Below are 24,060 nucleotides of genomic sequence, written 5' to 3'. Positions count from 1 at the left end.
AAAGTGAATCATTCACTTTCACCATTTTTTTTTCATTTGATAACGCATTAAACAGAATTTGACGCTCCTCCAACTGTTCCGTTTTCAGCTACAGCCGTCCGAGGCGTCAACCGGCTGTCTCAGGGCGGCTATCCTTTTCCGTGCGCACGGCGCCTTCGGCCTGCCATGTTCCGCCAATCACCTTGTAACTCAGGCCGGCCATGGCGCCTGAGCCGCCGTTGGAGAGCAGCGATGTCGCCGCCGGCGACAACCCCACCCGTTCACCGATGACGGACAGCACATTGCTGGCGGCTATATTGCTGTTGATGGCCGCCGTGCGAGCGATGGATTTATCGAGTACGCTCATGTAATCCTGGCGCTTTCCTTTCCATGCAGGATCGAATTTTTGACTGGTGCCGGCTTCCTTGGCTTCCTGCTCGGTTACGTTGGTCCAGTCCGCGGTTTCCAGCACCGTATTGATGGCCGCCTTGACTGCCGACGAGTGATAAACGACGTTCATTGCTTCGTGTTTGCCGAGCGGGGAGTGTTGTCCGGCGAGGGTCAGCCTGGCGTCGCTCAAGGCTGCCGGCACAAAAGCACTGAAGGCATAGTTGGCTGCAATATTTACTTTTGCGTAGAACTCGCCCGAAACGTCCATATGCGTTCCGCTGACGCCGCCATTGGTGTCGGCTTCCGTGCCTACCATGCGGAATGTGGCCTGTATGGTATCGCGCGCTCCTGCGTAAGCCAACACCTTGATATCGGACGCTACCAGCTTCGCGGCAAGTTCAGGCTGCCCGATGTGAGGGCCGGCGACGCCTAAAGCAATGTTGGCAAGTATGCCGCCGGTGGCCAGTGTGGTGACGGCATCGGAATAGCGGCGCTGCTGCGCCATTTTCGTCTGCTGGTCTTCAGCTGGCAGCGCGGCCCATTGCTCGGCGCTGAGGTTGTGAAATCCGCGCGCCGCGGTTTCCGGGCTGCGTTGTTCGCGGTACTGGCGCACACGGTGCAGGCAAAGCGACACCGTGCCCGAGACGATCTGCAAGGCCACCGCATGCTCGTGGGGAATCTGGCGCAGTCCGGCAAACAATACTTCATTCATGCATTCCCGAAGAAAAGTCGGAACGCCGACCGCAACCGTTTGATGGATCAGGTGGCCGGCGGTGGCGCCGGCAAATTTCTTTTCGATGCCCATGACTCCCAACCCCGAGGCGACGCTTGTGCCCACCTGGCCGGCTTGACTGCCCACGAAAATGGCGGCCTGCTTTCCTTTTGCGGCGCCGGCAGCGCTCAATTCCTTGCCTTTCTCCAAGCCCGCACCCACTTGTTTTCCAGCGAATTTGGACGCGATGATCGCGCCGCCTTTTATCTTTTCGGTACCGCTTTTCAGGGACGACAATGCGTTGCCGCCAAAGGAGGAAAGAGCATTCAACGGTGTAGCAGCCATTGCTCTCCAACTCGATGCAGGCGGTGGCGGTTGAGCGAATTCTATTTCGATCGCAATATCGTTAAACGGCGAATTTGGGGTGAATACCGGTGCTCCCATGCTGCGACGCAAAGAGGTGGAGCCGGAAGGGGGGGTAAATGTTCTGCCATTTTCACTGCCAGACTCGGACGGTGTCGCGGTTCTGATTTCATTGTGGCGACGGGAGGTATTCTGGCTTTTCACGCCCGGGTTTGAGGGTCCCGGCAGGTTCGCATTCAGAATGCGAGGCGAACTCCCAGTCGAAGTGTGACCGGGACTCAATGAGTCCGGCTTCGGTTTCAGTCCTTCAAGCGCTGTGTTCGTGGTCAGACTGGACCGCGCCCGAGTCGATGGTGATTTGTTCTCTGAAGCTTCATCAGAGGGAGAGATCGTGTGCGGCATCGAGTGCGTCCGCGATATTCCTCCTGTTTCTCCTGCCATGATGCATCTCCCTTTAGATGTCAAAAATCGTCGTGACCGATTGTTGTCGTAGATGTTGCAATAGTTGTGTCGGATTAATGGCGTTTCATCTGAATTTCGGTCGCAAACGTGGCCAGTTCCCGCAACCAGCGGGCAAGCGCAACGGGCTGCGGCTGAGCCAGCGGCCAGCGACGCATCAAGCTCGGGCCGCCATAACCGTCCGTCGCAACCACGCCCGACGACAGCAGCAACTGGGCGTTGGCCTGCAGCAGCGCTCTGCGTGCTGCCGGATTAGCCCAGGCCGGGTCGAGCAGCGCGCTAGCAATCAGTGCCGAATCGTCCGGCGCGCAGGCGAGCAATAAACGCTGCTCGCCGATCAAGAGGCGACCGGTGCGCGCGACCTCCCGTGCGACTTCCTTCGTTGTACCGAGCAGCAGCATCACTTCGGCAACCAGAACCAATACTTCCCTGGTCGCCTCGAATTCCTGCAATGCAGCCGGCGGCGTCACGGGTTGCCCGCTCTTCGTCAGATGCAGCGTATTGCCGAATTTCATTGGAGCCTCTCTTTGCTGTCAGTATTATTCGTGGTGCCGGCACGCACTGCCACGCACAGGTCATGCATGCTTTCCAATGCTGCGCGCAACAGTTCCGGTTCTTGCATGGCCGACGGCAGATTCATCAGCAGACAGGCGGTGTCGCCTTCGTCCAGGGCGAAGCCCCAATCCGCGACGATCATTGCGCCGGCATTGGCGCGCAACATGGCGTTATGCCAAACGCTCGGATCGACACCGTCTGGCTTGGCCATGGCGGCTGAGGCCACGATGCGCAGCGCAGCATCAGGCAGGTCCTTGACATGAATCGCGAACTCGATGCCATCGCTGTAAAGCAGGCCGGACTGAGCGAATGTTTGCTTGCTTTCGGCATTCAGTCCCATGACGTCCGCGGTCGCTTGCAGCAATGCCGTCCGCTTCAGGCGAGAGCCAAAAGATGGGGTATCTACGGTTGGTGAATTCTGGAGCATGAGATTTTCCTTAATGGCAATCAGATGATCCTATTTCACTCCCAAACGAGGCTGCCGCATGGCGCACCTGCGAAAGATTGCTTCGATATACGAATTTCGTGGGCCGTGCTCTTTTGGGAGCTGTGGGCTGACATGGCAAGCTGCGTCGCAAACCGAATTGTCTAGAGGCACACACGCACATTGCCGCGGCGAGAGGGCAAAGCGCATTTTTTACGACGAGCTCAGCCCACCATTGACATATACTTAACAATGGTCGAGATGAATCAGGAATATGCCGAATGGTTAATGACAGGGCGTACCGGAACGAGAATCGGTGGGCCGCAAAGCCAAAGCACGCAAAATATTGCATCGAAATGCAACACAGACTGCCGATCACAAGTAATTGATTTGATGGGGGAAACTGGTGCGGCTGGCTGGAATCGAACCAGCGACGCCTAGCTTCGAAGGCCTAAAATATCACGAGGAAAAAATGCGCGGCATAGCGATTTTCTTCCATCAATGCCAACAATTCGCAAAAAGAGCGAAGGTCAATGTCATGTCCAGAATCGCACACATGGTTAGTGATAAAACCGCAAGATCGGTCGAGCGAGTCATGTCTGCGTGCGTTTAAATGACGTTACCACGGAGGACAGAACGATGAAGGCGGCGCTTCAAAACTACCATACCCGGATGCAGCTGGTGCTGGATTACATCGACCGGCATCTGGACGATGATCTGGACCTGGATGCGCTGAGTAGCGTCGCATGCTACTCGAAATATCATTTTCACCGGCAGTTCGCGGCAACCTTCGGGTTGTCCGTGCACCGCTATATCCAGCTAGCCCGCATGAAGCGCGCTTCATACTTGCTTGCCTACAGGGACGCCCAAAGCGTCACGGACATAGCGATGGAAGCCGGCTACGATGCACCGGACGCTTTCTCCCGCGCCTTTCGGCAACGGTTTGGGCAATCGCCTTCCTCATTCCGGAAATCTCCCGACTGGGAGCCGTGGCTTGCGGCCATCCGGCCTCTCGACAACGCTAGGAGCAAGCTCATGCAGAAGACTTTTACCACTAATGACGTGGCGATTCGCAATGTTTCATCCACACCGGTGGCGATCATGGAGCATCGGGGCGACCCGGTCACGCTCGGCGCCACCATCCAGCGGTTCATCGCCTGGCGCAAGGCCGCTGGCCTGCACCCGAAAACAAGTCCGACTTTCAACGTCTGGCGTTCCGAACGGCGTCCTGCGTCGCCTGCCGATTATAGTGTGGACCTTTGTGTCGGGACCGACCAACCGATCGAAGCGAACGGCGAGCGGATCAAAGCCGGCGAGATCCCTGGCGGACGCTGCGCGGTGCTGCGTGTGGTCGGCAATACCGACAATCTGGAGCCCGCCGCGCTCTACCTTTATCGCGACTGGCTTCCGGTCAGCGGCGAGGAGGCACGCGACTTCCCGATCTATTGCCAGCGGCTGAGCTTCTTCCCGGAGGTCCCGGAGCATGAGGCGGTCGCGGAACTGTACTTGCCGCTGAAATAGCGCGCTCGGACGGCGGCCTGCTCCTTCCAATCGCAGGAATTGGAAGGGGCCGGCCGCCACCCAATCAGTCGCTGTATTTCAAAAAGCAGCGACATGTGGCATATCGCAGCACTGTAATACGATAAAAGGATTTTTGATTCGAATATGCCACCAGGCTGCGGCACAAATTTTGCGCGATGCCAAAAAATGCAAAACATTGCACATCATTGCTAAACATCGCAATGCGCAACATTTTGATTTAAAAGGAGAAAACTGGTGCGGCTGGCTGGAATCGAACCAGCGACCCTTGGCTTCGGAGGCCAATACTCTATCCACTGAGCTACAGCCGCATGAGAGGAACGGTGAAGAGGCATGAAGGATACCGTTTTTCTGCGCGCGCGTCCATGCAAAGCAACGTTTCGCCGTTCCAAATAGTAATTATTGGGACTATAATCAAGGGTTTGGCGGGGGATCGTGCGCGGTTTGGGCGATTCGGACGGTTTTTTGGCGCCTATCCGGCTACGGCTTTGAAAATTGTACTGAGGGAATTCATGAGCGACGCACATAACGAAGAACATCAATCCGCGATCAGGACACCTAAGCAGCTGATCGTTGCCATTGCAGCGGGCTTTCTGGTCCCCATCATCTGCATCGTATTGCTGGTGCAATACGTCACTGCCGGCAAGAAGGTCGGCGCCGGTTCCGAGGGGCAGACTGCGGAAGCGATTGCTGCCCGCATCAGCCCCGTGGCCGATGCCGGTTTCACCTTCAAGGATGTCAACGCGCCTAAGCAGTTGCTGTCGGGCGAAGAGGTCTTCAAGTCCACCTGCGCCGCATGCCACGCAGCCGGCGTTGCCGGTGCACCTAAGGTCGGCGATGCCGGCGCCTGGGGTCCGCGCCTGGCCGAAGGCTACGACAAGGTAGTCGGATATGCGCTGCACGGCTTGCGGGCGATGCCTGCCAAGGGCGGCAATGCCGACCTCGACGATATCGAAGTTGCGCGCGCCGTGGTCTACATGGCCAACCAGTCGGGCGGCAAGTTCAAGGAACCGGAAGTGCCGGCTCCTGCCGCTGCACCGGCCGCTGCGGCCGATGCTTCGGCAAGCGCCGCGGCTTCCGCTTCTGCCGCAGCCAGCGCCGCTTCGGAGCCTGCAGCAAAATAATTCAGCATAGCCAGTCGTAAAAAAAGCCAGTCAAAAACATTGACTGGCTTTTTTTTGCCCGAAGATTCGGGTTGAAGATCAATAGGCTTGTGCTTGCGGCTGGCCCTGCTGGGCAGGAGCCGGTTCGCGGACGTAGATTTCCGCACGGCGGTTGACCGCACGGTTGGCAGCCGTATCGTTGGCGACCAGAGGTTGCGTGGAGCCGAGGCCATCCATGGTGATACGGTTGGACGCGATACCGCGGCTGCTCAGGTAGCTGGCGACATTTTGCGCACGCTGGCGTGACAGTGGGCCGTTGATGGCGTCCGTGCCGGTATTGTCGGTATGGCCATAGACTTCCACCAGGGACGTAGGGCTCTGAGCCAGCGATGTTGCCAGCTGGTCCAGGATCGGACGCAGGGCCGGATTCAGGTCGGCGCGGCCGGTAGCAAAGCCGGTATCGGCTGGAACATTCACCTTCAGGCGGTTATCGGCAGTCTGGGTGACTTGTACGTTAGTACCGGCAGTAGCTCTTTCCATCGCCAGTTTCTGGTCCTGCTGGCGTTTACCCCAGATATTGCCGCCAACTGCGCCAATCGCAGCGCCGATCGCCGCGCCTGCAGCTGTCCGTCCGGCGCCGCCGGGGCCGGCAATGCCGCCCACCAGGCCGCCCAGCACAGCGCCTGCGCCAGCGCCCATCGCAGTTCCTCTTTGGGTCTCCGACATGTCGGCACAGCCCGCGGTTGCCATTGTAATTGCGAGAACCAGGGCACCCAACTTGAATTTATTCATGGTCTTTCCTTTCTAAGGTTGAGACAGCGCCAGCAAAAAACCGCAGCCTCCGGCTGGAGGCCGCGGTTATTCATCATCTGTTGTTGTCTTGCTTTTCCTGCTGTTGACATAAGCGGCGCCGCCGATTGCAGCAAGCAGGGCGGCGCCGATAAGAAGGGGTTTGCGGGTACGGCGTTTCGATAACCACGACGCGCCGGTCAGCAGCAAAGGCAGCATGGCAGGCAGGTTGCTGCCTTTCAGATTGCCGCGGTTGCTGAACACCGATGAAGCGATGCCGGTCATCCGGCCCAGTAAAATGGTCGCCAGCGATTTGCTGTTCAGGTTGGTGCGCACGATATCGCGCGAGACCAGCATGTCGGCGCGGAAGGCGGCGCCTTCCTGCAGCAGCTTCTGCTTGCGCTCCGCGGTGGAAAGGTTGCTGTCCGGTCCTGCGTATCTGCCCATGTCGGCTTCCGTGTTCAAAGTAAGGCGTCGCGATCTTTGCGCAGCTCAGCCATGGTGACCGGCAAGCCGAGCCGGCCCTGGCGCAGCACGCTGCGCACATAAAAGCCGGTGCCGATCGTCACGATGGTGAAAAATGCCGCCAGGATCAGCAGTATCTTCCAGCCCAGGGCGTCCCATGCCAGCACCAGCAGCAAGCCGCTCCAGAAGGCCAGCGCAAACCACAAGGCGACGATGCCGAGCGCGCAGACCAGGAACAGCTTGAACAGGTGCGAGCCGATCTCCGAGAATTCCAGCGCGGCCAGTTCGATGCGGCTGATTACCAGCGCAAACATGTTCTTGGCGGTGCCGACCAGCCCGGACACCAGACCCGGACTGCTTTGCTTGGGTTGTTGTGGGTTCATGCGAGCCTGACAGTTATGCTGCGGTTATTTACGGGAAATGGCCAGGCCGACCAGCAAGCCGATGCCGGCGGAAATGGCGATTGCGCGCCACGGGTTTTCCTGGACATAGTCGTCGGTGGTGGCGGCAATTTCCTTGCCCGCCTCGATTGCCGCTGCTTGCACGTCTTGTGCTTTAGACACGGCCGTGTCAAGTAGTTCCAAACCTTTGTCGCGCAGGTCTTCAGCTTTCTCGCCGGTGGTGGCGGCAGCTTCGCGAAACAGTTCTTGCGCGTCTTCGACCATGCTGCGGAAATCGCTGCGGGTTCTCAGAGTGGATCGGTGCATCGTGTGGCTCCTTCATTCATGATTTTCAAGTATAGCCAACCGCTTCTGCAAATGCTGCGGTCAGGCTAGCTTAGCGTTCGATGATACAGGCTACTGTGCTTATCTGCCAACAAAGTGTCTGTTTGACATTGAATGTGCACCTGATTGCCGCCTTGTGCTGCGGCAATCATGCCTTATTTCCTGTCGCGCAGTTCGGCGATCGCTTCGATGCTGCCGATCTGGATGACGATCGGGCGCAAGGTGATGGTCGCCTGCGCCGGCCGCCAGGCAAACAGCCATTCATGCTGGGATGCATCGCGCTTGCCTTTGCTGAAAGCGCTGCCCAGGGGACTGGGCTGGCCGTAGCTGACGGCAGCGTCGATCCCGGCCCAGTTCGGCAGCAGCCGCTGCGCGGCGCGGTGGATCAGTTCGCCGAAATGCTCGGTATCATGGATCACCAGGCAGCAGTCCGACGGCGCGAATGCGCTGAACAGGCCGGCGTCGTCGCTGCTGCTCATGCTCAGGGTCAGCAGTTGCGGCGTGGCGCGTTTTGCCGCGCCGTGCGAGTGGTGGAGATTGCTGATCTGCAGGCTTTCTGCAGGTGGACGCAAACGGAATTCTCCGAGCGTCAAGGAACGTTCCAGCCATTGCCGCTCCGAATAGCGGTAGAGCTTGGCGGGACGTTGGTAATCTGCGCTTAACATGGTGACTTGTCTTTATTCTTGGTGTAACGGACGCGAAAATCGCGCGTCCTTAAAATCTGCTGCCGCCGTGCCGGAGCTTAAAGATGGAATTCGCCGTTGGCTTCCGGCTGGTACGTCACGTCCAGTATACGCAATTGCAAGGGACGGCCGCCCGGACCTTGCCAGGAAATCGACTGTCCCACCGACAGGCCGAGCAGGGCGCTGCCGACCGGCGCCAGTATCGATACCGCGTCAGGCGCGTTGGACGGGCTCGGATAGGCCAGCGTCATGCCGTATTCGGTATTGCTGACCTCGTCGACGAAACGCACCGCCGAATTCATGGTGATTACGCCCGGCGGAATATCTTCGGGAGCGACCACGGTGGCGCGCCCCAGCTCGTTTTGCAGGGCGTCGACGCCGGGCAGGTTGCGGTAAGCGCTGGACGCCAGCAATTGTTCAATACGCTCCAGGTCGAAACTGGAGATGATGAGTGGCGGCTGGATATCCATGACTGTACTGTCTCGTAGAAAAAGGGGGATAAGTGCGAACGCGGCGTGGTGGGATATCTCACGGAGTCCTGCATTGCGTTCAGGCTGATGGCTCGATGGTAGGCGAGAAGCGCGCAGGAAGCAAGCCGGCCGCTACTCGTCCATCTGCTGTTCGGCCACCGAGCGCAGCTGGAAACGGCCGTCGTCGTTGAACAGCCAGCTTTCCGCCAGTTCGACTTCGCCACGCCGCAGGAAGCGGCTGTCGGGCTTGGGGAAGGGCGCGGCGCGGCGCAATGCCGCCAGCGCCGTGGCTTCGGCCTTGCGGTCGCGGTTGGTGCGCAGGACGTCGGCGCGCAGCAGCTGGCCGTCGGCGTTGACGAAATATTTCAGCACGATCACGGCGCGCAGCAACGCCTGCGGCCGCCCGACATACACCTGGGTCGAGTTGACCGCGACAATGCGTTGCGCCAGCGCGCGCTTGTAGTCGTCCAGGGTGGCGGCGGTCGAGGTTGCGTTGGGGGTGGTGGCGGGCGGCGCCGGCGTTTCCGCCAGCTTGTTGGTGCAGGCCGCCAGCATGATCACACTTGTGCAGTACAGGCTGGCGCGGATCTTGGCATTCATCATGGTTCTTTTTATGATTTAAGTTAATTAAATACCAATAATTGCCGGCGTTGAGGCGAGACAATAAGATCACCTGTCGCTGCCCATGAATATAGCAGCGTCCTGTTATGACAGCCGACTGATATCCGGTGTTCCGTTTCGGCAAACCGATTCAAACAAAAAATAACAATCAACATTTAATACCTGCGGCAATCGTGCCGAACCAGGCAAACAGGCGGCTGGCGGGCCGAAATGGCATATTGCAAAAAACTTTTCAAAACAAAATGCGACGAAGCGCTAGTAAATTTAAAAAAACCGTTGTACAATCTGCCCCCTTCAGGCGTAGTGACATACGCTAAGAAAATTTGGCTGACTAAGTGTGCATTTTGGGTGCTTAGCTCAGTTGGTAGAGCGGCGCCCTTACAAGGCGTAGGTCGGGAGTTCGAGCCTCTCAGCACCCACCAAGTAGCCAGATGATCTTAATGAAGCAGCAGTTTAGGAGTGGTAGTTCAGTTGGTTAGAATACCGGCCTGTCACGCCGGGGGTCGCGGGTTCGAGTCCCGTCCACTCCGCCAAGAATACAAATGCCCGCGCAAGCGGGCGTTTTTATTTGTAAGTCCGGTTTCATATTCCCGCTTGCGGGAATATCGCTCTGCGGAGTGGAGGAAGCCGCCTGCGCGGCTTCCGGCGGGAATCGAAGGGCTGCGCTTGCAAGCGCAGCAGCGGCCTGCAGGATGTAGGCGAGTCCCGTCCACTCCGCCAAGAATACAAATGCCCGCGCAAGCGGGCGTTTTTATTTCAAGTATCGAATTCAAATAAAAAGACGACCCCCGAGGTCGTCTTTTTATTACCCGTGGCTCAGGGCATCATCAAAAACGATCGCCTATGGTGCGGGTAATCGCAGTGCCCTCGGATTTCTGCAGCAGCAGCTTGCCGTTGCGGATCACCAGCGTTTCGCTGCTCTTGTCCCGGGTCTCGGCGATCCTGCCGATCGGCCCCAGCGCCATGCTGACGCTGGAGGACACCTTCACCTCCGCGCTCTTGCGGTCCTTGCTGATCTCGATATGCTCGACGTTGACCTGGTAATTGGTCGAGACGCCGCCCTGCCGTCCGGCTTGCGCCACCGCTTCGAACATCTTGTTGTACCTGTCGCAGGTTTCTTCCTTGTCGGCGTTTTCCTGGACCCGGCCCTGGCTGGTGGAATTGATGCCGGTGCGCGTGAAATCCTTGCTCAGCATGGCGCACAGCTCCTTGCCGCGGCCATTCAGGACATGTTCGGTGGCGGTGTCGTAAAAGCGGGTCACGCTCTCTTCATCAATGGAATTTTGACGATTCCAGTACCAAGTGCCTATCCCGACGGCAACTAATAATAAAATAATGACTCTCATGCTGTCCTGATCCCCTTAAAACGCTAAAGACACCCTAAAATTTGCTGCGCCGCTTTTGCCGTTTTGCACTTCGATCTTGTCAGTTATAGAAGATGCGGCTTAAATTCCCAGTAAGCTATAGAATATCTGTAGTGCAATAATTTTGATAGATAACTTAATCCCGCATCCGTGCGCTCGCCAGAACATGGCCTTAATGTTTCCCTTTAGTACCATGTCCTGCATCCATTTCCCTGAAAAAGTGAATTGCGGTCTGTCATGCGTGGCTGTTTGTTGCCAGGGGTAAAGAATACAATGGCAACCAACGGAAACCGGCCGACATGAAACAGCAACGACGAAAAGAAATGAATGCGATGGCATTGGGCATGCTCGGGCGTGTCGCCCTGAGCGGCCTGCTGGACGCCATGCTGCTGTGGGGTTTTGTCCGGGCCGGGGTGATCCGGCCGGAAATCGCGCTGCTGTACGCCATGGTCGTGGTGGTGGTCAACGGCGCCTACTACCTGCTGATCCGCAGCGGCGTAAACCGCCGCTACAAGGATCCTGGCCTGACTTTCGCCCAGGTGGTGACGGCCTTGCTGCTGCAGACCTGCTTCCTGATCCTGGCGCCCCAGGTCGGCTACCTGTTCCTGATCAATTTTTTTGTCATCTACGGCTTCGGCGTGCTCGGCCTGAGCACCTTCTGGTACGTGGTCAGCTGGCTGATCGGTTCGCTGGCGCTGGTGCTGGCTTTCAGCGTGGCCGGCGCGCACCTGAGTTTTCCGGTGGCGAGCAATTTCAGCCAGTTGCTGGTGTGCCTGTCTTTCATCCTGACGCTGGGCCGCTGCATCTACCTGACCAACATGCTGAGCCGCATGCAGCGCAAGATCATGGAAAAGAACCAGCAGCTGGTGCTGGCCATGAAGCGGGTGCAGGAGCTGGCCACCCGCGACGAGCTGACCAATATCGAAAACCGCCGTTCGCTGATGGAAATCCTGGCGGTCGAGCAGAAACGCTTCCAGCGCGGCGGTACGCCGTTCTGCATCGCCATCCTCGACCTGGACGGCTTCAAGTCAGTCAATGACAATTTCGGCCACGCTGCCGGCGACCTGGTGCTGAAGACCTTTGTCGAGATCGTGCGCAACGAAATGCGCCTGAGCGACCACTTCGCCCGCTACGGCGGCGACGAGTTCGTGCTGGTGCTGACCGGCACCACGGTGCAGGAAGGCGTGACGGCGCTGGACCGCATCTGCGCCGAGACAGAAATGTACGACTGGAGCAAGTTCGGCAAGGACATCATCCTCACGGCGTCGATCGGGATTACCGACTTCCGCCCCGGCGAAAGCATAGACGAAGCCTTCCAGCGCGCCGACATGGCGCTCTATGGCGCCAAGGCGGCCGGCCGCAACCGCGTCATGATCAGCCCCGACACCTTCGAGTCGTCCGACGGCGGTACCACCATCAGGGCTTTCTGAGCGTTGTTGCCGGGATTTAGACGGCCGGTTCGCCGCCCAGCGCGAACACCAGGTCGCCCAGCATCTTGCTGAGCTCGCCGGTCATCAGCATCATGTCGGAATCGAAACGTTCGTCGTCGTTCTTGCTGCTGGTGTCATTGCTTTCCTTGAGCACGTCGAGCGGCGCGATGCGCTTGATCGCCAGCGATTCGGTCAGGACAAACGAAACATGGTCGGCCCAGGTCATCGCCAGCCGCGTGCATTGCTTGCCGGAGGCGATGTGGCGGCGGACGTCGTCGGCTTCGATGGTGTGGCGCACGTAGCGTACGGTGGCCTTGCCTTCGCCGGCGGCGCGCAATTCCGTATCCTGGTCGACGGTAAAGCCGTGCGGCGCTTCGTCGGAAGCCAGCCAGTTGGTCATCGAAGTCAGCGGCGAATGTGCCGTGCGCAGGCTGGAAATCTGCAATTTGTCGACCGAGGCCAGCAGCAGCTTGAGGATTTCTTCAGCCTTGGCCGGGCTGGCCGCATCAATCACCAGCCAGCCATTGACCGGATCGATCCAGACCCAGGTATTGCGCTGGATGCTGAATGCGCGCGGCAGCAGTTCGTCGGTAACCTGTTCCTTGAGATCCTTGAGCTGCTTGCGGCCGGGCGCATAACCCTGCTGTTCTTCGATTTCGGCGGCGCGCGCCTTGGTTACCTGGTTGACCACCGTAGCCGGCAGCAGCTTCTTTTCCGTGCCCAGCAAGATCATCATCTGGCGATTGACGCTATGCACCAGCATGCCGTTGTCGCGCGGCGACAGCCAGCCCTGGCTTTGCAATTCCAGGCTGCTGCACTTGGCAAACGCCTGCGGCGCCAGGAAAGCTTCGAGTTGCTCGGCCGAGATGGCCCATGGTGCGGGAATACGGTAGATCTGAAGATTTTTAAACCACATGGCGTTCCAATAAAATAAGACAATTGCAGGGCACAGCTTCATGGCCACATGCCGTGTGGCGATTTACGCTGTGTCCGGACGGTCGTAGGTTGATAAAAACGTGGGAAATTTGAAGCAGCTGGCGCAGCAGCTGGTCTAACAATCGCGGGCCGCAGCTAGCCGGCCGGCAAAGTCATGTTGGCTGGGTAATCAGATACCCATGTTGGTCAGCGTATCGGCGATTTCGCGCAACACCGGTTCCAGGTGCGGGTGTTTCACCGCCAGCCGGGCAGAGATGCCTTGGGCCCGCTCCACCAGTTCGGAACGCAGGTCGCCGGCCGGCGCCGTGGCCGCTGCCGTATCGGAGGATTTCAGCAATTGCTGGATATCGGTATCCAGGCTTTGCAGCAAGGTCTTCAGTTCGCTGTCGACCGTACCGTTGCTTTCCAGATTGCTGCGGAGCTTATCCAGCGATGTCTTGATGTTGTCTATGCTCATGGTTTTACTCCTGAATTGGCTCTTACTCTACCATCTATCTTCTCACGCGGCGCGTGGCTTCTGCAACAAAGCCTTCAAACTGGCCAGGCGGTTTTGCGGAGTGATCTGTTCCGCCTCGGTCGGCATGGCGTCGCCTTCGTCCAGCTTCATTTCCTTGACGAAGCGCGATATTTCGCAAACGATGGATTCGCCGGCGCGCTTGCGCTTCTTGCACCAGCTGACATGCAGGCTGCGCTGAGCGCGCGTGATGCCGACATACATCAGGCGCCGTTCTTCCTCGATGCGGGCGGCGATGGTCTCGGCCGGGGCGTCGGGATCGCCCTTGTGCGGCAGGATGCCTTCCTCGACGCCGATCAGGAACACATGCGGATACTCCAGCCCCTTGGAGGCATGCAAGGTTGACATGCGCACGGCATCCGGCTCTTCGTCGCGCCCTTCCAGCATCGACATCAGCGCCACCATCTGCGTCAGTTCCAGCAGGTTGCGCTCGTCGCCGTCGCCTTCCTTGCCGCCATTGCCCTTTTCTTTCAGCCAGTTGGTGAAATCCAGCACGTTTTGCCACTTGCCCTGTGCCGCGCGGTCGTCGAAGCTGTCGTACAGGTAATGCTCGTAATTGATTTCTTTCATCATGTCGTCCAGCACCGCTGCCGCATTTTCACCGCTGCCGGCCGGGCCGACGCGGCTGGCGCGGGCTTCCAGCTGGTTGATGAAATGGCAGAACTCACGCAACGGGTACAGCTGGCGGTCGGTCAGCTTGGCTTCGATGCCGCCTTTGAACACCGCTTCGAACAGCGAACACTGCCACTGGCCGGCTACCGTGCCCAGAACTTCCAGCGTGGCCTGGCCGACGCCGCGCTTGGGCGTGGTGATGGCGCGGATGAAGGCCGGATCGTCGTCTTCGTTGGCGATCAGGCGCAGGTAGCTGATGATGTCCTTGATTTCGGCGCGGTCGAAGAAACTCTGGCCGCCCGACATCGAATACGGGATGCGCTCGCGGCGCAGGGCTTTCTCGAAAATCCGCGCCTGGTGGTTGCCGCGGTACAGGATGGCGTAGTCGGAAAATTTGGCGCGCCGCTCGAAACGGTGGGCCGACAGCATGATCGCCACCTGCTCCGCCTCTTTCTCGTCGTCCTCCATTCCCATCACCTTGATCGGATCGCCGAGGCCGTGTTCCGACCACAGTTTCTTGTCGAACAGTTTCGGGTTGTTGCCGATCACCGCGTTGGCGGCTTGCAGGATGCGCGTGGAAGAGCGGTAATTCTGTTCCAGCTTGATCACCTTCAGGTCGGGGAAATCGACCTGCAGGGTTTTCAGGTTTTCGATGGTGGCGCCGCGCCAGGCGTAGATCGCCTGGTCGTCGTCGCCCACGGCGGTGAACATCGGCTTCTTGCCGAGCCCGGTCACCAGCAGCTTGACCAGTTCGTACTGGCAGGTATTGGTATCCTGGTATTCGTCGACCAGCAGGTAGCGCAAGCGGCGCTGCCATTTGTCGCGTACCGTCTCGTTGCTGCGGAACAGTTCCACCGGCAGGCGGATCAGGTCGTCGAAATCGACCGCCTGGTAGGCTGCCAGGGTGGCCACATAGCTGCGGTAAATGCGCGCGTGCTGCGCTTCATCTTCGGTGACTGCCTGCTTGATGGCTTCCTCGGGATCGACCAGGCCGTTCTTCCACAGAGATATGGCGGTCTGGATGCGCCGCACCAGCTGCTTGTCGGTGGTGATCGCGAGATCCTGCACGATGGAAAAGCAATCGTCGCTGTCCATGATCGAAAAGCGGTCTTTCAAGCCGACGCCGCGCGCTTCCTGGCGCAAAATCTTGACCCCCAGCGAGTGAAAGGTGCTGACCGTGATGTGCTTGGCCTGTTTCGGATCCTTCAGCAGCTTGGCGATGCGCTCCTGCATTTCGGTCGCCGCCTTGTTGGTGAAGGTCAGCGCCGCGATGTGCTTGGGGTCATAGCCGCAATCCTCGATCAGATGCTGGATCTTCTGCGTGATCACGCGCGTCTTGCCGGAACCCGCGCCGGCCAGCACCAGGCAGGGGCCGTCCAGATACTTGACGGCTTCCCGTTGGGGAGCATTGAGACCGAAATTGGGAGTAGACGACATAGATTACAGCGCAGCGGCTAACCGGAAGGAGCAAAGCGCTGTATTTTAACAGGCCCCGGCTCCAGCTCCGGCGTCGAATATGGGACAATCCGTCATTAACCATCTTGCTGGACATGCCATGAAATTCAGTCACCTGATCGAAATCAACGATCCTCTCAACCCGCTGATCGATACCCTGACGCGCGAGCAGCTGTGGCGCGGGCTGGTGATGCGGGCGGAACAGCCGATGTTGTTCGTTGAACACCTGGACGACTGCCTGCTGTCGGATAAATCGGTGCAGTCGGTGACGCGTGAATTGCGTTACGGCAAAGTGATCGTCAAGGATGTGGTCAGCTACCTGCCGCTGCTGCAGGTGCGCTACCAGGTGCCGAAACAGCAAGATATCGCCGGTTCCAGCCTGATCATGACGATTGAAGAACCGGAACAGGAAATGCTGTTCGTCCGCTTCGAATATGAAGATGATGCGGTCGAGCGGCAGCCGGCGGCGCAGGCCGAGCAAGAGTTTTACGATGAATTCCGGCGCTCCGCCTATGAAGAGGCCGACATCGACACCATCCGCATGATCCGCGAGCTGGCCGCGGAAGGCAAGCTAGGGTAACAATCGGCTGGCGGCAACAGCCGCTTCAGCGGAAGTTGTTTTCCACCGCAAACTTGATCAGTTCCGCCTGGCCCTCGATATCCAGCTTGCGCTTGATGTTCAGCCTGTGGGTTTCCACCGTGCGCACGCTCAAATCCAGCTCACGCGCAATCTGCTTGTTCGATTCGCCGTTGGCGATGTGCTGCAGCACCTGGCGTTCGCGCGCGGTCAACAGTTGCCCGGGCGTCATCGGCCGCGCCAGTTTCTGCGCCAGCGCCGCGCTGTAATACATGCCGCCGGAAATCACCGTCTCTATCGCATGCACGATGTCCTTGCCGGGCGCGTCTTTCAACACATAACCGCGGGCGCCGGCCTGCACCGACTGCATCAGGTATTCGGTCTTGTCGTGCATGCTCAGGATCAGCACCGCGATCTCCGGGAAGCTGACATGGAACTGCGCGGTGAGGTCGATGCCGTTGCTGCTGTTGTTGCAATTACTGCGCAGGTTGATATCCATCAGGACCAGGTCGATCTCCTGTTCCGCAGCGCGCTGCAGGGCTTCGTCGGCGCTGCCGGCTTCGGCCACGATGGCGAACCCCGGCACGGCTTCAAGCCGCGCGCGCAAGCCGTCGCGCACCAGCGGGTGGTCGTCGACCAGCATGATTTTTGTAATGGTTTCAGACATAGGAATAGTGTGGGTGCGGAATAGTCGCCAGCACCGTGGTGCCGGCTGCCGACGAACTGATCTTCAACTGGCCGCCGACCGCTTCCAGCCGTTCGACCATATTGCGCAAGCCAATGCCATGTTTCGGATTGCCGTCGATCTGGTCGACATCGAAGCCGACGCCGTTGTCGTGCACGGCCAGCGTAATCGCTTGCGCATCGCCTTGCAAGCGCACCTCGATCTGCGTCGCCTGCGAGTGGCGGGCGATATTGGTCAAGGCTTCCTGGGCGATGCGGAACAGCACCGTATTGGCGACCGCAGGCATGCCGTCGGTATTGCCGCCGTGCTGGAAATCGATGGGGATGCCGGCGTGCTCCAGCCACTCGCGGGCCAGGTGGCTGAGCGCCGCCGCCAGGCCCAGGTCGTCCAGGATCGCCGGCCGCAGGTCGTGCGAAATGCGGCGCACTTCACCCAGCACATCGTTGAGCTGGCCGGCGGTGCGCTCGAAAGTCGCGCGTGCGGCAGCGGTCTGCTGCGGGCCGTTGTCGAGCTTGGCGATGCCGGCTTCGATCTGCAGCTTGATCGACACCAGCCACTGGCTGATGCCGTCGTGCAGGTCGCGCGACAGCCTGGCGCGTTCTTCTTCCTGCGAACGCACCACGCGCTGCGCCAGCACTTTCAGCTTGGCGTCGGCCACCCGGTGTTCGCTGATATTCAGCACCAGCCCCGACGCTCCCACCACCAGCGCACTCAGGATCGCGATGCCGGCAATCCACCACATGGTGTTGCGGATATTGCCGGAGACCTGGGTATCGATCTTGCTGAGGGCGGCGTCGACGTCATCCATATAGATGCCGGTGCCCAGCATCCAGCCCCAGTTGGGCAACGCCACCACGTAGCCGAGCTTGCTGGCGACATGGTGGCTGGACGGCTTTTCCCACTGGTAGCGCTCAAAGCCGCCGCCGTTGCGGGCGCGTTCGATCAGATGCTGGATAGTGAGGTTGCCGTCGGTGTCTTTCATGTCCCACAGGTCGCGTCCGACCAGTTCCGGCTGGCGCGGATGCATCAGGCTCTTGCCCTGCATGTCGTAGATGAAAAAATAACCGTCGTCGCCATAGGACAGCTTGGACAGGATGGCCATGGCCTCGTCCAGCGTGGCCTGGTCCTTGCGGCCGGAATCGTACAAATGGGCGATTGACCAGGTGGCCAGCTCCACGTAGTGCTTGAGCTCGGCTTCCTTGCTCGCCAGGTAGGCCGCCTGGATGGTGGTCCGCTGCTGCTGGCCGAGCGCTATCGCCTGGTGCCGCACCGCCAGGGCGATCGCGCACAACGCCAGGATCAGCGGGACGATGGCCAGGAAGATGATTTTCTGCCGTAATTTCATGGCGCTACTTTACCCGGAATCGCCGCCGGTTCCATCAAAAACCTCTGCTGCGGCCGTGCTGCCGCCATTCCTGCCTACGTAGTACTACGCAAGCGCAGTGCGTAGTTCCTCGCTTGTTCTCCCGCTTCTTATGCCAAATACTTTGGCCGCGGTCTGGTTGCTCGGTGAGTGCCGGCCGCTATCCAATAAAAACAATATTCCACAATATTCATTCCCGCCTGGGAGGAGAACAATGAATCGTCTATATTCAAAGATGGGCTGGCTTGGGCTGGCCCTGCTCGGTGCATTCGCGTTTGGCTACATCGGCCTGCAGCGCGGCGAATCCATCAGCGCCATCTGGATCGTGATTGCCGCAGTCTGCGTCTACCTGATCGCCTACCGTTTCTACAGCCTCTACATTTCCGACAAGGTGCTGGGCCTGGACGCCACCCGCATGACGCCCGCCTACAAGTACAACGACGGGCTGGACTACGTGCCGACCAACAAGAATGTCTTGTTCGGCCACCATTTTGCGGCGATTGCCGGCGCCGGGCCGCTGGTGGGGCCGGTGCTGGCGGCGCAGATGGGTTATCTGCCGGGCATGTTGTGGATCCTGGCCGGCGTGGTGTTTGCCGGCGCGGTGCAGGACCTGATGGTGCTGTTCATCTCGACCCGGCGCGACGGCCGCTCGCTCGGCGACCTGATCAAGTCCGAGCTGGGCACGGTGCCAGGCGTGATCGCCTTGTTCGGCACCTTCATGATCATGGTCATCATCCTGGCGGTGCTGGCGCTGATCGTGGTCAAGGCCCTGGCGGAATCGCCTTGGGGCACCTTCACCGTCGCGGTGACGATTCCGATCGCGCTGTTCATGGGCGTATATACCCGCTACCTGCGGCCGGGACGCATCGGCGAGATTTCGCTGATCGGTTTTGTATTGCTGATGCTGGCGATTGTCGGCGGCCAGTATGTGCAGGAACATCCGGTGCTGAGCGCCATGTTCACCTTCACCGGCAAGGAACTGACCTGGATGCTGATCGGCTACGGCTTCATCGCCTCGGTGCTGCCGGTCTGGCTGCTGCTGGCGCCGCGCGATTACCTCTCGACTTTCCTCAAGATCGGCACCATCGTCGGCCTGGCGCTGGGCATCGTGTTTGTCGCGCCTGAACTGAAAATGCCGGCGTTCACGCAGTTCATGGACGGTTCCGGCCCGGTCTGGTCGGGCAGCTTGTTCCCCTTCCTGTTCATCACCATCGCTTGCGGCGCGGTCTCCGGTTTCCACGCCTTGATCGCTTCGGGCACCACGCCGAAGCTGCTGGAGAATGAACGCCATGCGCGTTTCATCGGCTACGGTGCGATGCTGATGGAATCGTTCGTCGCCATCATGGCGCTGATCGCAGCCTCCTGTATCGAGCCGGGCGTGTACTTTGCGATGAACAGCCCGGCGGCATTGATAGGCACTACCGTGGACAGCGCCGCGCAGGCCGTTTCGCAGTGGGGTTTTTACGTGACGCCGGAAATGCTGGCGCAGGTAGCCAAAGACGTCGGCGAGCACAGCATCATCTCGCGCGCCGGCGGCGCACCGACGCTGGCGGTCGGCATGGCGCACATCTTGTCGAGCATTGGCGGCGGCAAAGTGATGATGGCGTTCTGGTATCACTTTGCGATCCTGTTCGAAGCGCTGTTCATCCTGACTGCGGTTGATGCCGGAACCCGTGCCGGCCGTTTCATGCTGCAGGATTTGCTCGGTACTTTTGTACCGTCGATGCGCAAGATCGATTCGCTGCCGGCCAGCCTGATTGCTACCGCCCTGTGCGTCGCCGGCTGGGGTTATTTCCTGTACCAGGGCGTGGTCGATCCGCTCGGCGGCATCAATACCTTGTGGCCTTTGTTTGGCATTTCCAACCAGATGCTGGCGGGCATCGCGCTGATCCTGGCGACCTGCGTGCTGTTCAAGATGAAGCGCGACCGTTTTGCCTGGGTCACCATCGTGCCTACCGTCTGGATCCTGATCTGCACCCTGACCGCCGGCTGGCAAAAGATATTCGACGCCAATCCGCGCGTCGGTTTCCTGACCCACGCCGGCAAGTACCAGGCCGCGCTGGCGGAAGGAAAACTGCTGGCGCCAGCCAAGTCGATCGCGCAGATGCAGCAGGTGATCTTCAACGATTACCTGGATGCCGGCCTGGCCGCGTTCTTCATCCTGGTGCTGGTGAGCATCCTCGGTTTCGGCATCAAGACCGTATTGGCGGCGCGCGCCGCCAACCGGCCCAGCGCCAAGGAAACCCCGTTCGAATCGTTGCCGGCGAGCGCCTTGCCGTCCGCCTGAAAGGTTGGCCATGCTGGAAGAACTATCTAAAGCCGGGCGTTACCTCGGGCAAACCATGCGGCTGATGGTGGGTTTGCCTGAGTACGGCACTTACGTCACGCACATGGAAAACACCCATCCCGGGGAGCCGATGATGAGTTATGAAGAGTTTTTCAAGGAGCGGCAGGAAGCGCGTTACGGCGGCAACGGCCGCGTCGGGCGCTGCTGTTAGCTGCGGCTTGATGGAATAAACGTCCTATGGGGATGTTTTGCCGACCGGGCAGCCGGTCGGTTTTTTTTTGCCTGTCAGCCGTTCAATTGTCCGTGATATGCCGAGCCGGCAGGCTGCGCATTGCGGTACAAGGCGACGATGCGCAGCAGGCGGCCGATGAACATGCCGTTGAAAACGCCGTAGAGGGCGCATATCGCCGCTGCAAACATGGCGTTGTGGGCCAGCGGCGGCTGTATCGCCAGCAGTACGGCAACCGCATATTTTGTCACGAAAATCCCCATCATCAATGCCAGCGGCAGCCAGCTGCCGCGCTGGAACAGCACGCCGCGCTCGGGATAGGCCACGATCCGGTCCTTGCGAAACAGCTGCCAGTTGAGCGCCGCCGCTATACCCGCGCTGGCCAGCCAGCAGCCGACGGTCAGCGGCGTAAGCCCGAAGGTGGCGGTAATTCCTTGCCAGGACAGCGCCAGCATCACCAGCGGAATGATGGAGATTTTTTTCAGCGTGACTTCGCGGTCGGCGCTGGCCAGGATGCCGCGATAAACCAGGAAAGCCAGCAAGGCCCAGACCCAGGTTGGCGTGTGTGAAATGATTTGTGCAAACATGTTGTGCTCCCGTTGATTGATCTGCGGCGATTATCTGGCCGCCGCAGGTGCGGGAGAAGCGGAATGCGACGAAACGCCGGAATACGGCGTGAATCGACAGCTAATGGCGCCGTCAGCGTATTTCAGCGGAATACTGGAAGCGTTCCGCCGGCACAAATGAAGTGCGCCATTCGACCGGTTCGCCGGCGTGGTCCAGCATCAGGCGCTCGACACAGATGGCCACGGTCTTGGTTTTCAGCTTGAAAACGGCGGCGTTGGCCCGGTTCAGCGGTTTCGCCGTCAGGTCATCAATGGCGCGCGAGACCAGCACATCGCATTCGGTCTCATAGATGGGGTACAAAAACGGCGGCGAATTGCTTTTAAGATATTTTTGCAGCTTCCGGAAGCGCGCCAGCGGCAGCCAGATATGTTCCGACAGCACGATTTCATCGTCGAAGGAACGAGTGCGGTGCAGGTACAGCGCCTTGTCGCGCGGCTTGAGCTTGAGTTTGTCGGCGACGTCGGCGGGAGGTATGACGGTCGTTATCGAACGGATCTGGGCGGTCGGCAGCGGATTTTTAGCCTTGGTGCGCGGCCGCACGAAACGCAGCATCGAGGAGCGTTCGGCAGCGCGCGCGACAAATGTCCCGCGTCCGCGGACGCGATCGACCACGCCGTCGGTGACCAGCGCGTCCAGCACCTTGCGCATGGTGCCCACCGCGATTTCATATTCGGCGGCCAGCTTGTCCTCGGACGGCAGCGCTTCATCGGCGGCCCAGCTACGCAAAGCGATCCTTTGCAGCAAATCGTCACGGACTTGCAAATAACGCGGCAAGCGCGGATCAGACGCATTTTCTGGCGGGAGAGGCGTATTTTTTTGCGAGAGAGACGTGTTTTTTTTGGAGAGAGATGCGTTTTTTTTCAGGAGAGACGCATTTTTTTGAGAGAGAGGCGCGTTTTTTGCACTTTTTTTGATCAGCATCAACAACATTTCAAACTTGGAAAGGGTCCGCAATTTACCAAGTTCCAGTTGTTTTTACAATACCTATGTGAATCTCTGGTTCTATACAGAACCAGAGATTCACATATCGATTCAGCTTTGGCTCAGCGCGACAGCAGCCGGGCGGGGTTTGCGTTCGGCCAGCCACAGCAGCAGGATCGCCACTACCGAATAAATCCAGTAGTCGGCCGGCACCGCGCCCAGCCAGTGCTTGTGCCATGGCACGTCGGCCGGATTGAAGCGCGCCAGCCCGTAAGCCGGGTTGAGCACGAACCAGAGCCAGTCTTCGCTGATCCAGAACACCATGATGGAAGCCATGATGCGGCATTCGCCGCGCCAGTCCCAGCTGCCGTTGAACCAGATCGGATAATGGAACATCAGCGCAATGAAAGGAAAAATCCAGGCGTGGTAGCCGGTCATGGCGCGGCCGCCCCAGAAGATGTCGAGCAGCCAGTGATGCTCGATGCGCCAGGTCGGCAGGTTGGCGGCCCAGCCGGCGGAACCCTCGATCTGGATTTCGACGTTGGCGAAAAAGAAGGCGGTCAGCACGGCCCAGAACAACATGCCGAACAGGCGGCGGTATGGTGAAGCTGCTGGTGTAGTTGCGGTCATGTGGTTGGCGAAATAAATTGAGAATGAAGCGGAGAATCAAGTTTGCTCAGCACCGTTTGCAGCACGGCGCGGCCGGCATGCGGGCGGCCCAGCAGCAAGCTGCGCTGCCGCAGGCGCTGCAGTTGTTCCGGCTGCTGCAGCAGTTGCTGGACACGGAACGCCAGGGCGGTCAGGTCGATCGCCTTGAGCGCCGCGCCCTGTTCCAGCAGGTAGTCGGCGTTGCGTTCTTCCTGGCCCGGAATGGGCGAATGGATGATCATCGGCACGCCCATCGCCAGGCATTCGGAAGTGGTCAGGCCGCCCGGTTTGGTGATCGCCAGGTCGGCGCACGCCATCAGCTGCTCCACATGGTTGGTGAAGCCGAAAGGAAACAGGCGGCCCGGATGCGCCGCAGCCAGTTGCTGCAGGTTGCCCAGCAGCGCGGCGTTCTTGCCGGCCAGCGCCACCAGCTGGAAATCGTCGGAGAGCGCCAGCAGCTTTTGCACAGTCTTGTCCAGCTCGCCGATGCCGGCGCCGCCGGACATCATCAGGATGATCTTGCGCCCGGGGTCGAGGCCGAATTGTTCTGCGCACTGGCGCCGTTCCAGGGTCTGGCCGAAACCCGGCATGATAGGGATCCCGGTCACGTGCACCGCATCGGCCGCCAGCCCGCGCGCCCGCATGCGGTAGGCGATTTCCTCGGTGGCGGCAAAATAGCCCTGCATCAACGGCTGCAGCCACATGCTGTGCAGGTCGAAATCGGTGACCTGCACCCAGACCGGGCAAACCACGCTCTGCTTGCCGATTTCCCGCGCCAGCAATTCGGCCGGCAGGAAATGGGTGCAGATGATGGCGTCCGGCGCCGCCGCGCGGATCGCGGTGCGCAGGGGGCGGGTGCTGATGCGCTCGATGGCGCGCCGCAGTTTCTGCGTCGGCGAATTGGTCAGCGCCTTGTCGCTCTTCTGGTAAACATAACCCCACAGCGCGGGATGGCGGTTCACCAGGTGCAGGTAAAAATCGGTATACACCGCACGGAATCCGGCCGGCACAAAATCCATCGCATCCAGGTGGATTGCTTCGGTACCCGGGAATTCGGCGGCGGCATAGGCCTTGAGTGCTTCGGCGGCGCGCATGTGGCCGGCGCCGGCGGAGACGCTTAACAGCAATAGTTTGC

General features: G+C 59.5%; 26 protein-coding genes and 3 tRNA genes. 8 read left to right on the top strand and 21 right to left on the bottom strand.

Annotated elements, in window-relative coordinates; translation table 11 throughout:
* Positions 1-106: 106 nt before the first annotated feature.
* From CFter6_RS23970 to CFter6_RS23960, 3 genes are all read right to left on the bottom strand, one after another.
* Positions 107-1,648, bottom strand: coding sequence for a hypothetical protein (locus CFter6_RS23970; protein ID WP_205631421.1), 1,542 nt, complete (start codon positions 1,646-1,648; stop codon positions 107-109).
* 311 nt (positions 1,649-1,959) lie between these two features.
* Complete coding sequence (locus CFter6_RS23965; RefSeq protein ID WP_061542026.1) at positions 1,960-2,418, bottom strand: hypothetical protein; 459 nt, start codon at positions 2,416-2,418, stop codon at positions 1,960-1,962.
* Positions 2,415-2,885 carry a hypothetical protein gene (locus CFter6_RS23960; protein ID WP_150118852.1) on the bottom strand — a complete coding sequence of 157 codons (471 nt, stop codon included), beginning with the start codon at positions 2,883-2,885 and terminating at the stop codon, positions 2,415-2,417. Before CFter6_RS23960 ends, CFter6_RS23965 begins: the two co-directional genes overlap by 4 nt.
* Before the next feature lie 636 nt (positions 2,886-3,521).
* Between CFter6_RS23960 and CFter6_RS23955 the strand changes: the two genes are divergently transcribed.
* A complete protein-coding gene (locus tag CFter6_RS23955; RefSeq protein WP_061542024.1) occupies positions 3,522-4,403 on the top strand; it encodes an AraC family transcriptional regulator in 882 nt (293 codons plus the stop codon).
* Between the two features lie 253 nt (positions 4,404-4,656).
* Here the strand turns inward: CFter6_RS23955 and CFter6_RS23950 are convergent.
* Positions 4,657-4,732, bottom strand: a tRNA-Arg gene (locus CFter6_RS23950).
* 201 nt (positions 4,733-4,933) lie between these two features.
* Here CFter6_RS23950 and CFter6_RS23945 point away from each other — a divergent pair.
* Complete coding sequence (locus tag CFter6_RS23945; protein ID WP_061542023.1) at positions 4,934-5,545, top strand: c-type cytochrome; 612 nt, start codon at positions 4,934-4,936, stop codon at positions 5,543-5,545.
* Between the two features lie 78 nt (positions 5,546-5,623).
* Here CFter6_RS23945 and CFter6_RS23940 read toward each other — a convergent pair whose 3' ends face one another.
* The 7 genes from CFter6_RS23940 to CFter6_RS23910 all read right to left on the bottom strand — a co-directional run bounded on the left by CFter6_RS23940 (position 5,624) and on the right by CFter6_RS23910 (position 9,259).
* Complete coding sequence (locus CFter6_RS23940) at positions 5,624-6,316, bottom strand: YiaD family glycine zipper/OmpA-like lipoprotein (protein ID WP_061542022.1); 693 nt, start codon at positions 6,314-6,316, stop codon at positions 5,624-5,626.
* Between the two features lie 66 nt (positions 6,317-6,382).
* The gene (locus tag CFter6_RS23935; protein ID WP_061542021.1) at positions 6,383-6,760 is read right to left on the bottom strand and encodes a hypothetical protein; all 378 of its coding nucleotides are present in this window, start codon (positions 6,758-6,760) and stop codon (positions 6,383-6,385) included.
* Between the two features lie 14 nt (positions 6,761-6,774).
* The gene (locus CFter6_RS23930) at positions 6,775-7,161 is read right to left on the bottom strand and encodes a phage holin family protein (protein ID WP_061542020.1); all 387 of its coding nucleotides are present in this window, start codon (positions 7,159-7,161) and stop codon (positions 6,775-6,777) included.
* 24 nt (positions 7,162-7,185) lie between these two features.
* Positions 7,186-7,485, bottom strand: a complete 300-nt coding sequence (locus tag CFter6_RS23925; RefSeq protein ID WP_014008271.1) for an ElaB/YgaM/YqjD family protein — start codon at positions 7,483-7,485, stop codon at positions 7,186-7,188.
* A 173-nt stretch (positions 7,486-7,658) separates the two neighbouring features.
* Positions 7,659-8,168, bottom strand: coding sequence for a hypothetical protein (locus CFter6_RS23920; RefSeq protein WP_061542019.1), 510 nt, complete (start codon positions 8,166-8,168; stop codon positions 7,659-7,661).
* Between the two features lie 77 nt (positions 8,169-8,245).
* Positions 8,246-8,656: a nucleoside diphosphate kinase regulator gene (gene rnk, locus CFter6_RS23915; protein WP_205631420.1), complete on the bottom strand. Its 411-nt coding sequence runs from the start codon at positions 8,654-8,656 to the stop codon at positions 8,246-8,248.
* Positions 8,657-8,788: 132 nt separating this feature from the next.
* The gene (locus tag CFter6_RS23910) at positions 8,789-9,259 is read right to left on the bottom strand and encodes a hypothetical protein (RefSeq protein WP_061542018.1); all 471 of its coding nucleotides are present in this window, start codon (positions 9,257-9,259) and stop codon (positions 8,789-8,791) included.
* A 364-nt stretch (positions 9,260-9,623) separates the two neighbouring features.
* Between CFter6_RS23910 and CFter6_RS23905 the strand changes: the two genes are divergently transcribed.
* Both CFter6_RS23905 and CFter6_RS23900 read left to right on the top strand, forming a co-directional pair.
* Positions 9,624-9,699: transfer RNA gene (locus CFter6_RS23905), tRNA-Val, on the top strand.
* Positions 9,700-9,733: 34 nt separating this feature from the next.
* Positions 9,734-9,810, top strand: a tRNA-Asp gene (locus CFter6_RS23900).
* Between the two features lie 294 nt (positions 9,811-10,104).
* Here the strand turns inward: CFter6_RS23900 and CFter6_RS23895 are convergent.
* Positions 10,105-10,539: a hypothetical protein gene (locus tag CFter6_RS23895; RefSeq protein WP_061542017.1), complete on the bottom strand. Its 435-nt coding sequence runs from the start codon at positions 10,537-10,539 to the stop codon at positions 10,105-10,107.
* Positions 10,540-10,964: 425 nt separating this feature from the next.
* On the opposite strand from CFter6_RS23895, the gene CFter6_RS23890 reads away from it, so the two are divergent.
* The gene (locus CFter6_RS23890; protein ID WP_061542016.1) at positions 10,965-12,071 is read left to right on the top strand and encodes a GGDEF domain-containing protein; all 1,107 of its coding nucleotides are present in this window, start codon (positions 10,965-10,967) and stop codon (positions 12,069-12,071) included.
* A 16-nt stretch (positions 12,072-12,087) separates the two neighbouring features.
* On the opposite strand, the gene CFter6_RS23885 is transcribed toward CFter6_RS23890, so the two are convergent.
* The 3 genes from CFter6_RS23885 to CFter6_RS23875 all read right to left on the bottom strand — a co-directional run bounded on the left by CFter6_RS23885 (position 12,088) and on the right by CFter6_RS23875 (position 15,570).
* On the bottom strand, positions 12,088-12,987 hold the full coding sequence (locus CFter6_RS23885) for a recombination-associated protein RdgC (RefSeq protein ID WP_061542015.1): 900 nt from the start codon (positions 12,985-12,987) through the stop codon (positions 12,088-12,090).
* Between the two features lie 189 nt (positions 12,988-13,176).
* The gene (locus tag CFter6_RS23880; protein WP_061542014.1) at positions 13,177-13,464 is read right to left on the bottom strand and encodes a DUF4404 family protein; all 288 of its coding nucleotides are present in this window, start codon (positions 13,462-13,464) and stop codon (positions 13,177-13,179) included.
* 42 nt (positions 13,465-13,506) lie between these two features.
* Positions 13,507-15,570: a UvrD-helicase domain-containing protein gene (locus CFter6_RS23875; RefSeq protein ID WP_061542013.1), complete on the bottom strand. Its 2,064-nt coding sequence runs from the start codon at positions 15,568-15,570 to the stop codon at positions 13,507-13,509.
* A 118-nt stretch (positions 15,571-15,688) separates the two neighbouring features.
* On the opposite strand from CFter6_RS23875, the gene CFter6_RS23870 reads away from it, so the two are divergent.
* The gene (locus tag CFter6_RS23870) at positions 15,689-16,168 is read left to right on the top strand and encodes an SRPBCC family protein (RefSeq protein ID WP_061542012.1); all 480 of its coding nucleotides are present in this window, start codon (positions 15,689-15,691) and stop codon (positions 16,166-16,168) included.
* A gap of 25 nt (positions 16,169-16,193) precedes the next feature.
* On the opposite strand, the gene CFter6_RS23865 is transcribed toward CFter6_RS23870, so the two are convergent.
* Together CFter6_RS23865 and CFter6_RS23860 are read right to left on the bottom strand one after the other, a co-directional pair.
* The gene (locus CFter6_RS23865; protein ID WP_061542011.1) at positions 16,194-16,832 is read right to left on the bottom strand and encodes a response regulator; all 639 of its coding nucleotides are present in this window, start codon (positions 16,830-16,832) and stop codon (positions 16,194-16,196) included.
* The gene (locus CFter6_RS23860) at positions 16,825-18,195 is read right to left on the bottom strand and encodes a cache domain-containing protein (RefSeq protein WP_061542010.1); all 1,371 of its coding nucleotides are present in this window, start codon (positions 18,193-18,195) and stop codon (positions 16,825-16,827) included. The genes CFter6_RS23865 and CFter6_RS23860 overlap by 8 nt, the downstream gene beginning before the upstream one ends.
* A 232-nt stretch (positions 18,196-18,427) precedes the next feature.
* Here CFter6_RS23860 and CFter6_RS23855 point away from each other — a divergent pair, with 232 nt between their 5' ends.
* Positions 18,428-20,500 carry a carbon starvation CstA family protein gene (locus CFter6_RS23855; protein WP_061542009.1) on the top strand — a complete coding sequence of 691 codons (2,073 nt, stop codon included), beginning with the start codon at positions 18,428-18,430 and terminating at the stop codon, positions 20,498-20,500.
* Positions 20,501-20,510: 10 nt separating this feature from the next.
* A complete protein-coding gene (locus CFter6_RS23850; RefSeq protein WP_041742732.1) occupies positions 20,511-20,711 on the top strand; it encodes a YbdD/YjiX family protein in 201 nt (66 codons plus the stop codon).
* A 74-nt stretch (positions 20,712-20,785) separates the two neighbouring features.
* Here the strand turns inward: CFter6_RS23850 and CFter6_RS23845 are convergent, their stop codons facing one another.
* The 4 genes from CFter6_RS23845 to CFter6_RS23830 all read right to left on the bottom strand — a co-directional run bounded on the left by CFter6_RS23845 (position 20,786) and on the right by CFter6_RS23830 (position 24,019).
* On the bottom strand, positions 20,786-21,316 hold the full coding sequence (locus CFter6_RS23845; protein WP_061542008.1) for a DUF6622 family protein: 531 nt from the start codon (positions 21,314-21,316) through the stop codon (positions 20,786-20,788).
* Positions 21,317-21,428: 112 nt separating this feature from the next.
* A complete protein-coding gene (locus tag CFter6_RS23840) occupies positions 21,429-22,130 on the bottom strand; it encodes a GntR family transcriptional regulator (protein WP_236904465.1) in 702 nt (233 codons plus the stop codon).
* A 258-nt stretch (positions 22,131-22,388) separates the two neighbouring features.
* Positions 22,389-22,907 (bottom strand): hypothetical protein, encoded by a 519-nt coding sequence (locus CFter6_RS23835; RefSeq protein ID WP_061542006.1) that lies wholly within the window; start codon positions 22,905-22,907, stop codon positions 22,389-22,391.
* Positions 22,904-24,019, bottom strand: a complete 1,116-nt coding sequence (locus tag CFter6_RS23830; protein WP_061542554.1) for an MGDG synthase family glycosyltransferase — start codon at positions 24,017-24,019, stop codon at positions 22,904-22,906. Before CFter6_RS23830 ends, CFter6_RS23835 begins: the two co-directional genes overlap by 4 nt.
* Positions 24,020-24,060: the final 41 nt, after the last annotated feature.

Origin of the sequence: Collimonas fungivorans (assembly GCF_001584145.1) — a bacterium.
Taxonomy (GTDB): Bacteria; Pseudomonadota; Gammaproteobacteria; order Burkholderiales; family Burkholderiaceae_D; genus Collimonas; species Collimonas fungivorans.
Note: the sequence above shows the minus strand (reverse complement) of the source record. Positions and strands in the feature narration are given on the sequence as shown.

Excerpts from the sequence above, each read along its gene's own strand:
- CFter6_RS23965 (WP_061542026.1), bottom strand. The coding sequence starts at position 2,418 with ATGAAATTCGGCAATACGCTGCATCTGACGAAGAGCGGGCAACCCGTG.
- CFter6_RS23870 (WP_061542012.1), top strand. The coding sequence starts at position 15,689 with ATGAAATTCAGTCACCTGATCGAAATCAACGATCCTCTCAACCCGCTG.
- CFter6_RS23865 (WP_061542011.1), bottom strand. The coding sequence starts at position 16,832 with ATGTCTGAAACCATTACAAAAATCATGCTGGTCGACGACCACCCGCTG.
- CFter6_RS23875 (WP_061542013.1), bottom strand. The coding sequence starts at position 15,570 with ATGTCGTCTACTCCCAATTTCGGTCTCAATGCTCCCCAACGGGAAGCC.
- CFter6_RS23930 (WP_061542020.1), bottom strand. The coding sequence starts at position 7,161 with ATGAACCCACAACAACCCAAGCAAAGCAGTCCGGGTCTGGTGTCCGGG.
- CFter6_RS23890 (WP_061542016.1), top strand. The coding sequence starts at position 10,965 with ATGAATGCGATGGCATTGGGCATGCTCGGGCGTGTCGCCCTGAGCGGC.
- CFter6_RS23935 (WP_061542021.1), bottom strand. The coding sequence starts at position 6,760 with ATGGGCAGATACGCAGGACCGGACAGCAACCTTTCCACCGCGGAGCGC.
- CFter6_RS23910 (WP_061542018.1), bottom strand. The coding sequence starts at position 9,259 with ATGATGAATGCCAAGATCCGCGCCAGCCTGTACTGCACAAGTGTGATC.
- CFter6_RS23940 (WP_061542022.1), bottom strand. The coding sequence starts at position 6,316 with ATGAATAAATTCAAGTTGGGTGCCCTGGTTCTCGCAATTACAATGGCA.
- CFter6_RS23955 (WP_061542024.1), top strand. The coding sequence starts at position 3,522 with ATGAAGGCGGCGCTTCAAAACTACCATACCCGGATGCAGCTGGTGCTG.
- CFter6_RS23960 (WP_150118852.1), bottom strand. The coding sequence starts at position 2,885 with ATGCTCCAGAATTCACCAACCGTAGATACCCCATCTTTTGGCTCTCGC.
- CFter6_RS23845 (WP_061542008.1), bottom strand. The coding sequence starts at position 21,316 with ATGTTTGCACAAATCATTTCACACACGCCAACCTGGGTCTGGGCCTTG.
- rnk (WP_205631420.1), bottom strand. The coding sequence starts at position 8,656 with ATGGATATCCAGCCGCCACTCATCATCTCCAGTTTCGACCTGGAGCGT.
- CFter6_RS23850 (WP_041742732.1), top strand. The coding sequence starts at position 20,511 with ATGCTGGAAGAACTATCTAAAGCCGGGCGTTACCTCGGGCAAACCATG.
- CFter6_RS23880 (WP_061542014.1), bottom strand. The coding sequence starts at position 13,464 with ATGAGCATAGACAACATCAAGACATCGCTGGATAAGCTCCGCAGCAAT.
- CFter6_RS23945 (WP_061542023.1), top strand. The coding sequence starts at position 4,934 with ATGAGCGACGCACATAACGAAGAACATCAATCCGCGATCAGGACACCT.
- CFter6_RS23920 (WP_061542019.1), bottom strand. The coding sequence starts at position 8,168 with ATGTTAAGCGCAGATTACCAACGTCCCGCCAAGCTCTACCGCTATTCG.
- CFter6_RS23855 (WP_061542009.1), top strand. The coding sequence starts at position 18,428 with ATGAATCGTCTATATTCAAAGATGGGCTGGCTTGGGCTGGCCCTGCTC.
- CFter6_RS23885 (WP_061542015.1), bottom strand. The coding sequence starts at position 12,987 with ATGTGGTTTAAAAATCTTCAGATCTACCGTATTCCCGCACCATGGGCC.
- CFter6_RS23925 (WP_014008271.1), bottom strand. The coding sequence starts at position 7,485 with ATGCACCGATCCACTCTGAGAACCCGCAGCGATTTCCGCAGCATGGTC.
- CFter6_RS23830 (WP_061542554.1), bottom strand. The coding sequence starts at position 24,019 with ATGCGCGCCGCCGAAGCACTCAAGGCCTATGCCGCCGCCGAATTCCCG.
- CFter6_RS23860 (WP_061542010.1), bottom strand. The coding sequence starts at position 18,195 with ATGAAATTACGGCAGAAAATCATCTTCCTGGCCATCGTCCCGCTGATC.
- CFter6_RS23835 (WP_061542006.1), bottom strand. The coding sequence starts at position 22,907 with ATGACCGCAACTACACCAGCAGCTTCACCATACCGCCGCCTGTTCGGC.